Origin of the sequence: Pseudoalteromonas sp. SR44-2 (assembly GCF_014163745.1) — a bacterium.
GTDB lineage: Bacteria > Pseudomonadota > Gammaproteobacteria > Enterobacterales > Alteromonadaceae > Pseudoalteromonas > Pseudoalteromonas distincta.
In genome coordinates, this window is sequence record NZ_JACJDW010000042.1 from 18,012 (window position 1) to 28,928 (window position 10,917).

Consider the following 10,917-nt stretch of genomic DNA (forward strand, 5'->3'; position numbering starts at 1 on the left):
TTTAATTCAAAACCGCTTTTAACTTATTAAATAAAATAGCGGGTGATTCAAATTGCATTTCTTTGGAGCTAACCTCAACCGCAACTTGCGTGGTTGAGGCTTTAGTAAGGCGCTTATTAGTTAGCGAGTCAGTGATTACGTAATCAATCCGTAGTCTATTCTCGTATTCTTTTAAATAAGCCGCTACTTTAATTTTTTGAGTAAATACTGCTGAGGCAACATACTTTATTTGCATATCAACGATTGGCCACGCGTAGCCCGATTCATGCATTTGCGGGTAATCATAATCAAATAACCGCAGTAACTCGCAGCGCGCTACTTCTAAATAACGTGGGTAATTACCATGCCATACAACATTCATTGGGTCGCAGTCATAAAATGGAATTTCAATTTCTACCACATGAGTTAATAATGCACCTTTACTATTCATACAACGCCCAACGTTTAGTTTGAATATACCCTATTGTTTGCCTTAGCACGGCTTCCATTGGTCTATCCTCAGTGAGGTTTTCAAAGTAATCAGTTATATCGGTATACATGTTTTGCATATCTTGCGTTAAAGTCGAAAACTCAAGATCGCCTTGCTTAATACGTAATCTAACACCTTGAATACTTGCTAATAACGTACTTGCTAACACTTGTTCTGTTAGCTGTAAAATACGTAAACAATCGCGAGACGCAATAGTTCCCATACTCACTTTATCTTGATTATGACACTCCGTAGAGCGAGAAAAAACGCTGGCCGGCATGGTTAGCTTTAATGCCTCTGCAGTGTAAGCACTACAGCCAATTTGAACCGCTTTAAAACCATGATTAATATAACGGCGCTCTGGTGCACTATCAGACAAGTTTGAAGGTAAACCATTGTTGTACTTAGTATCAACCAAAGAAGCGATTTGTCTGTCTGCTAAATCAGCAAGGTGTGCAACGGCTGTTTTCATGCTATCCATTGCCATAGCAATGTGGCCTCCGTAAAAATGCCCGCCGTGCAATACATGCTCACCTTGGCCGTCAATTATTGGGTTATCGTTTGCTGAATTAAGCTCGTTTTCTATCATGTGCCTAAAAAACGGCAGACTGTCTTGCAGAACACCAATAACATGGGGTGCACAACGGATTGAATACCTATCTTGAAGTCTGTCTGCATTACGAGGGTGATCGTGATGGTTTAAATCGTCTCTTATCCAACGTGCAATTTGCTGCTGCCCAGGATGTGGCTTAACTGAAAATAATATCTCATCAAAATGATGGCTATTTCCTTTAAGCGCTAAACTTGATAATGCAGTAATACGGCTCGCCAGTTTAGCTAAGTAATTAGCCCTATCAAACGCTAAACACGCTAATGCAGTCATTACCGCTGTGCCATTCATAACGGCAAGACCTTCTTTTGGCCTTAGAGTGAGTGGCTCTAAGCCAACTTCTTTCATAACTTCTGCACTGTTACGTACTTGGTCTTTGTAAAACACATCACGTTCGCCTACCATCGCACCTGCAACGTAAGATAACGGTGTTAAATCGCCACTTGCACCTACTGACCCTTCTTGAGGGATCACAGGCACTATATCGTTATTTAAGTAATCTTTAAGTAGATGCAGCATTTCCCAGCTAATACCAGAGTAGCCCTGTGAAAGTGATGTTAAGCGGGTCGCTAAAATTGCACGCCCTTGCACTTTATTAAATACATCCCCGAGTCCACAGCCGTGAAAGCGAGTTAAATGCAGAGGTAATTCATCAACTAAATCAAGGGGTACAGCCACCGTTACAGAATCACCGTAACCAGTAGTAACGCCGTAAATTACGCCATCTTCTTTTAAAAGTGTGTCTAAAAAATGCAAAGCGCTATTAATTTTAACGCTAAAAGTTTCACAGCTATTTAATTGCACTTGTGTTTCATTAAAGGCAACTCGAACAATATCTTCAATTGATAATCGCTGATTGCCAAAAAGCTGTATATTTTGTTCAGTCACACTTGTTCTCCATTGATTGATCGCGCACTACCTGCTGATCACTTTTCCAAAAATCGTAAAAATTAAACCACTGATAAGGATATAAAGCTGCGTAATAACTCAAACGCTGTGCATAGTCAGTAATAATAAGTGTTAGCGCCTGCTGTCGCTCTCGTCGAGGCATTTTTAATGATTGGCTGTAATGTTCAAATATCACTTGATACTTTTTGCTTTTTTTATCTTTTAAACAAAACAAAAAGTAAACAGGGCAATCAAGCAGCGCAGCTAATATAAAAGGTCCCTGTGAAAATGGGGCTTTTTTGCCTAAAAAAGGTACCTGTACCGACCGAGAAGCCGTTGTTGTGCTTGTTCTGTCACCAACAATAACGATTATTTCTCCCTGCTCTACTTTTTCTTTTAGTAAAATAGCTAAGTCAGGCCCCATATCAGTCACTTGTATTAAATTGACCGACACATCTGGGTTAATCTTTTTAAGCATTTTATTAAATTCAACAGCGTGATGGGTAAACACCAGTACATTTATTTTTTTACTGCTGCGGTGCTGGCTAAGTGCCCTGCACACCTCTAAATTACCCAAGTGGGAACCTATAAAAATAGCCCCTTGGTTTTGCTCATCTAGCTCAGCAAATAAATGCTCATTAGTGTATTTAATATCACGTTGGGTTATTCGCCCAAGCCAAGCATCAATTTTATCTAATGCGCTATCTGCAAAACTGCAAAAGTGCGTTAATTGCTTTTTAAACGTAACAGGTTGTTTGCAGCCTTGGTAAACATTAACCTGCGCTAAAAACGCTTTAGATGCTACACGCGCTACTTTTCCTGTTAAAAAAAGATAAAAAACCACAGGAAACAAAACAATCCACAGCCCTTTTCTACCCAGTAATTTATGAGCAAATAACAGTATTTGAATACCTAAGAAATTACCGCGCTCTTGCATTTTAGACCAGTGTTTAGCGGCCATAACGCCTCTTTAATTTATGCCAAATTAACACAGGAGAGCGAATCAACATTCCAAAAAACAAGCGGGTGTGTAACCACGAAATACGCACGTTATCGTGTAAAGGCTGAAAATGAGAAAGCCCATTTTCGGGGTAAATTACTTGGCTAGGTAAAAATACAAAAGGCACATTGCGCCAATATAAACGCACTAAAATTTCGGGGTCAAAATCCATGCGTTTTCCAAGCGATACCTCATCAATTAGCTTTGTACTTTGCTCAAGCGGATATACTCTAAAGCCACACATCGAATCTACAATTGTAAAACTTAACGTTTCAATCCATACCCAAATATGCGTTAAATAACGTGCTAAATAACGGTGTTTAGGCACTGAATCGTCATATATTGGGCAACAGCTTATAAGCGCTTTAGGCTGAGCGTTTGAAAGCGCTATGAGTTTTTTAATATCAGATAAGTCATGCTGACCATCAGCATCAACCTGTATCGCATGCGAAAAACCTAGCTTATATGCTTGCTTTAAGCCTGTTTGTACCGCGCCGCCTTTACCTTGATTATCGTCGTGGGTAACTACACTCAACTGCGTGTATTTTGCATCAAGATTACTGAACACACTTTTAGCTTCGACGCTGCTTGCGTCATCAACCATAATAATAGGAAGATTAAATGACGATAATTGGCTCAGTACATCATCAATAACCGTAATGTGATTATAATTTGGGATAACAATACAAAAGTTATTCATTTATTAGGCTTTCAAAAACAACACGGCCAGATGCATGCTGTCCTTTGTTTGAATTATACGAAAAGGTATATTTATTCTCTGCTTTTTGCTCAAGCAATAATTCGATTGTTATACCTGGGGTAATCACTACCTGAAACTTTAATACTTCAACATTTTTAACAGATTGCTGAACATTATAATATTTACAAATTGCAGCCACAGCCCAGTCTAACTGCACAACACCTGCGAGTATTGGACCACCCGTAAAGTGTCCTTTGAAATAATCTAAATCATGAGGAACTAGTAAGCTTAATTTACACTTTTGCTCTACTTGTTCACAAGACAGTAAATCTGGCTGTGTTTTAGTCAACTTTTGCAAAAAGACTCTCCAATGCTTTTAAATTTAACTTTGCCTGTGAGTTGTATGGTAATTGTTCTACAAAACGCCACTTTTTAGGGATACAAATTCGCTCAAAGCGCGCTAATGCATGCGCTTTTAATAAATTATTTGTAGCTAACTTACCGTCACCATTAAAAAATATCTGCCCTTTATGCGTAAGCACAATAATAGCGCCTACTATTAATCGCTCACCAGGCAAGGCAATTACTTTAGCTTCACTTACCCACTCACTAGTACACAAATGCTGTTCTAGCTCATCTAAACTTAATCGCTTTTCTTCTAATTTTATAATTCGATCGAATCGACCTAATAATCTAAATTGACCATTTTTAAGCACTTCGCCTCTATCATCTAGAGGGTAATTTTTGTCAGGAACGAGCGGTGAGTTTAAAATTAAACGCTGATCGTCCAAGGCCCTTACTTTAATACCCAAGAATGGCTGCCAAAGGCTAACCTTTTCAAGTGAAGTAACTTGTCGATATGCAATACCACCTGTTTCGGTACTACCAAAAACTTGTGTGACTGGTTTATTCAATTGCTTAAACAATGATACAGCATCTTCGTTTAGTAGCGGTCCACCTGATGAAAAAATCCATTGTAAATTAGACTTATTATCCACTAAAACATTATCAATACATAACCGTTTTAACTGCGCAGGGCTTGAAACAAACACTACTTTTTTAAATAACTTAAGCTTTGTAGCTACATGTTCTGGGTAATGCAGTAGCTCTGTATTTACAACCTTTTCTGCGCGTAATGGCCACAATAATCTAAACAATAAGCCGTATATATGCTGATGCGAAACGCTCGCTATAAAAATAGGATTATCAACCAGTGCGTAGCTGTTTATTAATGTATTTAATTCTTTATTTATTACCTGCCACGTTTTTACAATTGGCTTTGCTTTACCCGACGAGCCCGACGTGTAAAAAACAATTGTACCTTCTTCAGGCCATTTAATTATTTCAAGAGATACGAAATGAGGTTGATTGTCTAACGTACCTACATCTAAAAAATCAGCCACTAAATCGGCTACTAATTCAGATTCACCAATAAAAAAAGGCGTTTGTTTAAGTAAGGAGTTTAACGTTGCAGGTTGCCCATTCGACGGCAAAATCACTGCGTTACCGTGTGATGCTAAAGCAAATAGGTACACGGCAAATTTGTAGGTGTCTGTGGTGTATAAAACAACCGATGATTTAGTATTTAACGTTGATAGCTTTGCTAAAACTTGGTTTATATCACTAACAAACTGATACTCTAAAATATTATTGTCGTTATGATTAAAACATGCTCTTAACGCATTGCTTTGAAAAGCATTAAACACCGGCGTTCCTTTTTACTTTTTGTCTTACTAGCCACTCTATCGCAAACAATGCGCCCATGCCTAAGTAAGCAATAAAACCATTATAAAAAGCCCAAGTTTCTAGGCTACTAAAAATACTGGTGTACAGGGCAATACCACCGTTCAGTACAAAAAACACACACCACACTAGCGTTACTTTTTTTGTATAAATTACACCGTTTTCATCAAGTGAGGGCTCAGTAATTCGCGCAAAGGTTTCAATAATAGAAGGCCCTTTATACAATGAATACGCAAACACAACTAACATAACTAAATTAATGATTACGGGATACAAACGCAGCCCTAAGTCGCTATCCATTACCTTGGAAATCAAAATAGTAATGGCTGCTAAAAATGTAGCGGGCTTTAACCACGGCATTTTATCAAACAAAGTTCTGCTTAACCAAAGTCTAAGCCCGAGTAAAAATAGCAGTAATACTGTAATAATCTGACTATTAAAACGCGTAAGGCCTACGTAAACAATAATAGGGTAGCAAGCCAAGCAAATCATAATTAACGTTGTTAAAACTGCTTTTAACATAGTATTAGTTAACTAACTTTTCTATTTCGGTGACTATGTCTTGCACTGTGCGCACAAGCTTAAAGGCATCAGGCTCAATTTTTTTACCTGTGATTTCTCTTAATTTTACAACTAAGTCAACTGCATCAATACTGTCTAAATCAAGATCTTGGTACAGGTTAGCCTCTAAGCTAATATCTTCTGGGTCTATTTCAAATTCGTTTTCTAAAATGCCGTGTAATACATCATAAATTTCAGCAGCGGTTTTCATCTTTCTTCCTACTTTTATATATTAAGAACGTGCTTGTTCAATAAATTTTGCTAAAGAATTAACTGAGGCAAAGTGCGCTTTAGTTTGCTCAGAGTTTGCATCAATTTTTACATCGAATTGCTTCTTTATCGCAAGGCCAAGTTCTAATGCATCTATGCTATCTAGCCCTAGACCATCTACAAATAAAGCATCATCATCTTGAATGTCAGCAGTGGTCATGTCTTCAAGGTCAAGGCTTGAGATAATCAGTTGTTTTATTTGTTCTTTTAAGTCGCTCATATATTTTTTAGCTCTTGTGTAAAATAATGTTGTAAATCTTTAGTCAATTGGCGTGATTGCATCGCAGGCATATCGCTGTGGTACGTTGCACAATTAAACTGCTGGCTCGCAAGCCCCATTGTAAAATGCGCCTGATATGGCGCGACCTTATACCAAGGTGTGCCTTTGGTTAAAGTGTTTGGCTTCATTTTAATTAAAAAAGTAGTAATGGGCGCATGACACCTAATTGCAATATTTGCAGCGCCTCGTTTAAACTTTAATGCTTTGTTAGGCTCTGTCCGTGTCCCTTCTGGAAATACAATTAAGTTATTACCCTTTTGCAAACTGCGCTCACACTCTCGTAATAGCTCCTGTGGGTCCTCATTACTTATGTAGCCGGTGCTTTTAATAACGCCACGCATAAAAGGGTTTTTAAATAAATGTGCTTTTACTACGCAATCTGCATTTTTTACTACCGAAATTAAAACAACAACATCAATTAAAGAAGGATGGTTTGCTAATATCAATTGCCCTTTTAAGCCTGCAATTTTTGCTTTATCGTTGACATGAAATCGAATAACGCCCGTTACATGCATTAAACTAACAAACCATTTGAAGCTATAATGTACTGTTTTTCGAGCATTAAGCTTTTGTTTAACTGAGTCACTTTGAAATAGGCGCTGAGCAGGAAAAACAATAAAGGCTAATACTAAACCACCAATTCCAAAAACTGAAAAGCAAAATGCAGTCGCAATAATCCGCCAAATCAATCCACATAGCCTTTGTGCATTTTTAAGCATGGTACGTAAGCTGCCAATCGTGCTCAAGCGTGTTATGAACAAGTAATGTATTGCTTCGCTCATACAAAGCTTTAGCGCATTGAATACTCATTGGTAAGTCGCTTTTTTCCATGCCCATATTAAATACTTTATTTAAACTAAAATGGGGTTCGCCTTTTTGCGGCGCTCTTATTATTAAACCAATAGAGTGTGCTATTTGCTGTTCATCGGCATACTGAGCGTAAATATCAGGGAGAGTCTCATCGGTATGAACTATTAACATGTGTGGCTGATCGTTATCAGCAAGTCTTACAAAGCCATCTACGAGCGCATAAATAAAGCTTTCGGCTCCTGCAGCAATAGCATTTGTAGCACTTGTATTACCCTGTATTATCCCGAAAAGCCCCGATGCGGCATTATGCACACTTAACCCAAAACCAGTGGGCGACAATGGCTGATCATTTACTACATCAACAAGTAAGTTAGCCGTTTTGTGAAAATCGCCGTGGCGAGAAGAAAAGACACTCGGTAAGTTAACATAATTACCTTGTGTGCTTACTTGATGAGCACTGAAGAGTGCCATTTTAATAAAGGAAGTCATTCGGCGTCGCTGCATAGCAGGCACCCAACTAAGATTTAATACGGAGGAATCAAACCAATTACTCTCTTTTATTTGTCGCTGTTCGGGCTTTATCCATATAGCGAGTTCTTCAACAACAAATTCCACAGCTCTGCATATTTTATAAGATATAAGGGAGAGAATTTTACCGATTTTAGCAATAGAAGTAAATAATCATTAATAAAAAGCACTGAACTACCCCCCTGTTCAGCGCTTGCTCATATTGCTAAGAAAGTAGAGCTATATCATCCTGCTTTATGCACTTAGCTTTACCGCCAACAACATCGTTGTTATTTAACTCATTAATTAAAACTTCGCCTTGAGCTTGTTGTTCATCACTAAGCGGTAAATACGGTAATCTAAATACTGGATTTACTGCACCTGTCATCATCATCGCAGTGTTAATAGCAATAGGGTTTGGCTCACAGAACAACCAGTTCATTAATGGTTGTAATGACGTATTTAACTCATCATTTTTAGTATCCATTAATTGGCGAAACAACCCAGGAATAAGGTTAGAAGTAACCGAAATAACACCGTGAGCTTTGTGTACATGACGAGCGTCGTGTGCTTCATCGTCGTTACCAGACCAACACGCAATGCCTTGCTGCTCATAGTGTGCAATGCGCTCATTGCCGCCACATTCTTTAATACCAATTAGGTTCGAATGCTGTGCTAATGGTTCAATAATATCAGGTGTTAGGTCTTGACCTGTGCGACCTGCTACGTTGTAAATAAAGGCAGGTCCAATATCAAGTACTCGTTTAAAGTGCTCTTTAACACCCGCGATTGACGTACGTCCGTAATATGGGTTAATTTGCAGTGCTGCATCCATACCGCTGGCAAAGCCATATTTAGTTGCTTTAATCGCTTCACGGGTGTTGTTACTACCGGTATTACCAACAATAACCAGTTTGTCACCATATTTGTTTGCACTGTGCGCTATAAGCATTAAATGCTCTTCCCAGTTCATTAACTGGCCTTCGCCTGTTGTGCCACCGACTACGATGCCATCAACGCCCGCTGCAATTTGTATTTCAACGAGTTCATCGTACTTTGCGAGATCAATTTCACCGTTTGCTAAATATGGCGTTTTAATAGCTGTAATAAGGCTTGCTTGTTTAATTTGGTCTAGGGTGCGCATAAAAATTCATTATTTATAAAACTTGCGCTATTTGTAACATACTTGCCGGTATTTTTGGAGGTATAAGCGCACATTTAATTATAAAATCGCTTGTGTTATTGAGTTTGGTAATACAAAATGAATAACTGTATATATAAACAGTGTTTTATTTTAACGATACCAGAGGCTTTATGCGTTTATCTGACTACTTAGCAACTCATTTTTATAACACCGATGAACTGTGCCAAGCATTAAACATAGATGCAGATACACTTTTAGCTTGGCAAGAGCGAAGTGTGTTCCCCAAACCAAGTTACTGTATTAAAAGTCAACTTAGCTGCAGCTCATATTCGGGTTTGTATGAATGCGAAGAATATGACGACTATTATCCGCGCGGCTGTGTTAATTGGGGGCAAGGTCTTTTAAAACAAAAAATAGAATCATCAAGCCATGCTTTTAATTATTTTGCGCGGCAATATACTGTAAGCCTAACTAAACTCGCTCAGCAAGGATTTACGTTTAGCGAAGAGCTATTTGGCTGTGAAATAGACGAGCACTTACAGCAAGTTTGGCAACAGTTTTTATGCAGTAAATATGGCGTACTTACTCAAAATGGATTAATAGACGAAATAGTCTCGGTAGACATTGGCAGGCTACTAGTTGACGACATTACAGAACTGCGCAGTAAAGCGAGTTTAAACCAAGAAGAAAGAGCGCTATTACACCCCGCCATAAAGCTTTTAAACAAAGCGCTAGGGCATGGCGCCGATCATGAAAAACAACATACATTACGCACCCGCTATATAGATGCACTTATTTTAAAATACGATTTATCTATTAAATAGTTTTGCATTAGTTTAATTATTTTAGGATTATTTGACGAACAACAAGAGCTGTTAACTTAATTGTTACGCAAAATATAATTTAAAGGCACTGACTCAATGACAATCAAAACACAAATAAGTGTAATTTCTGCTGTAATCACTATCCTGTCTTTTAATACACTAGCTAAAGCTAACCACGAAATAGTAAATGACGACATAATAAAAATACAGCGTGCAGCGCTTGCTAAAAACACCGCTAATAAAGGTTTTGGGCCACAATCTCCACGCAATATTGATAATTATAAAGGCGAAAACACGGCAGTTTTCTCTCATGCCCCAACTTCATCAAATATGAATTTATGTAATATACACTTTCATAAAAATGCTGAACACGCCGGTGGCGAATTTAGCAAATATGCAGGAAATGGTAATGGAAAAGGCTTTAAAAGTGGCTACTTATATTCAGGCTCTTTAACTAAAAGTGAAAGTAAACCAGCAAAAATTGAAATTTGTCCGAGCGATCACGGCGCGCTTTTAGTTGGCGATACCATTGAGGTTCATAACGTTCATACGTCAGCAATTGTAAAACCAGGCCCTACCTTGGGGAGTTGTTTAAGTGATTCGATTAAAAATCCGCAACTACGTGTTGAAGCTCAAGTATATGTATTAGTAAACGATGCTAACGCACTTGATTTTGCTCAAATAAGCGCCGTGTCATCTGTTAATGGTTACTATCAAGCTATTGCTACACCGACAAATACGGGTAAACCTGTTGTTTATAGCGGTTCAACTACTGGCCCGAGTTACAACGCAGCAGGCTCTCCTTTTCAAGTAACATGGTCAGTTAAACCAAAAGTGGCAAAGGTTGATATAAACAGTGTTGGTAAATGGTGTGAAAGTAACGTCTTTAATGAAGATCATGCCCACGGCGTACGAAATCTCGTAATAAATCCCGCACTACTCTCTAAAATTAAATAATTAAAATTTAGCCAAATAAAAACAACCCACTAATTAGCTGTCTCTTGATCACAAGTCTGACTCAAGAGATTTTGCTAAATCGTAGCCTTCCAGGATGGCTTGTAACTTAAGCCATCCTTGCCATAACACTTTCACAGATGCACGCCCTGTGCGC

Annotated in this window: 14 protein-coding genes; 2 read left to right on the forward strand and 12 right to left on the reverse strand. The window is 38.3% G+C overall.

Annotated features, from left to right (window positions below; genetic code table 11):
• Position 1 precedes the first annotated feature (1 nt).
• The 12 genes from H5115_RS18100 to dapA form a co-directional block, all read right to left on the reverse strand.
• Positions 2-430, reverse strand: coding sequence for a thioesterase family protein (locus H5115_RS18100; protein WP_182756646.1), 429 nt, complete (start codon positions 428-430; stop codon positions 2-4).
• Positions 423-1,967 carry a histidine ammonia-lyase gene (hutH, locus tag H5115_RS18105; RefSeq protein WP_182756647.1) on the reverse strand — a complete coding sequence of 515 codons (1,545 nt, stop codon included), beginning with the start codon at positions 1,965-1,967 and terminating at the stop codon, positions 423-425. Before hutH ends, H5115_RS18100 begins: the two co-directional genes overlap by 8 nt.
• Complete coding sequence (locus tag H5115_RS18110; RefSeq protein ID WP_182756649.1) at positions 1,960-2,928, reverse strand: acyltransferase; 969 nt, start codon at positions 2,926-2,928, stop codon at positions 1,960-1,962. Before H5115_RS18110 ends, hutH begins: the two co-directional genes overlap by 8 nt.
• On the reverse strand, positions 2,918-3,667 hold the full coding sequence (locus H5115_RS18115; RefSeq protein ID WP_182756651.1) for a glycosyltransferase family 2 protein: 750 nt from the start codon (positions 3,665-3,667) through the stop codon (positions 2,918-2,920). Before H5115_RS18115 ends, H5115_RS18110 begins: the two co-directional genes overlap by 11 nt.
• Entirely contained in the window at positions 3,660-4,025 is a 366-nt protein-coding gene (locus tag H5115_RS18120; protein WP_182756652.1) for a thioester dehydrase, read from the reverse strand. The genes H5115_RS18115 and H5115_RS18120 overlap by 8 nt, the downstream gene beginning before the upstream one ends.
• Positions 4,009-5,373: an AMP-binding protein gene (locus tag H5115_RS18125; protein ID WP_182756654.1), complete on the reverse strand. Its 1,365-nt coding sequence runs from the start codon at positions 5,371-5,373 to the stop codon at positions 4,009-4,011. The genes H5115_RS18120 and H5115_RS18125 overlap by 17 nt, the downstream gene beginning before the upstream one ends.
• Positions 5,366-5,932, reverse strand: coding sequence for a hypothetical protein (locus H5115_RS18130; RefSeq protein ID WP_002958647.1), 567 nt, complete (start codon positions 5,930-5,932; stop codon positions 5,366-5,368). Before H5115_RS18130 ends, H5115_RS18125 begins: the two co-directional genes overlap by 8 nt.
• A 4-nt stretch (positions 5,933-5,936) precedes the next feature.
• Positions 5,937-6,182 (reverse strand): acyl carrier protein, encoded by a 246-nt coding sequence (locus H5115_RS18135; RefSeq protein WP_002958648.1) that lies wholly within the window; start codon positions 6,180-6,182, stop codon positions 5,937-5,939.
• A 21-nt stretch (positions 6,183-6,203) separates the two neighbouring features.
• Positions 6,204-6,461: a phosphopantetheine-binding protein gene (locus H5115_RS18140; protein WP_182756656.1), complete on the reverse strand. Its 258-nt coding sequence runs from the start codon at positions 6,459-6,461 to the stop codon at positions 6,204-6,206.
• Positions 6,458-7,240, reverse strand: coding sequence for a 1-acyl-sn-glycerol-3-phosphate acyltransferase (locus H5115_RS18145; protein WP_182756669.1), 783 nt, complete (start codon positions 7,238-7,240; stop codon positions 6,458-6,460). The genes H5115_RS18140 and H5115_RS18145 overlap by 4 nt, the downstream gene beginning before the upstream one ends.
• A complete protein-coding gene (locus H5115_RS18150; protein WP_045899132.1) occupies positions 7,233-7,946 on the reverse strand; it encodes a beta-ketoacyl synthase chain length factor in 714 nt (237 codons plus the stop codon). Before H5115_RS18150 ends, H5115_RS18145 begins: the two co-directional genes overlap by 8 nt.
• A gap of 118 nt (positions 7,947-8,064) precedes the next feature.
• Positions 8,065-8,982 (reverse strand): 4-hydroxy-tetrahydrodipicolinate synthase, encoded by a 918-nt coding sequence (dapA, locus tag H5115_RS18155; protein WP_182681645.1) that lies wholly within the window; start codon positions 8,980-8,982, stop codon positions 8,065-8,067.
• Positions 8,983-9,152: 170 nt separating this feature from the next.
• Between dapA and H5115_RS18160 the strand changes: the two genes are divergently transcribed.
• Positions 9,153-9,806: a DUF6058 family natural product biosynthesis protein gene (locus tag H5115_RS18160; protein ID WP_182681644.1), complete on the forward strand. Its 654-nt coding sequence runs from the start codon at positions 9,153-9,155 to the stop codon at positions 9,804-9,806.
• 96 nt (positions 9,807-9,902) lie between these two features.
• Complete coding sequence (locus H5115_RS18165; protein WP_182756664.1) at positions 9,903-10,763, forward strand: delta-class carbonic anhydrase; 861 nt, start codon at positions 9,903-9,905, stop codon at positions 10,761-10,763.
• Positions 10,764-10,917 lie beyond the last annotated feature (154 nt).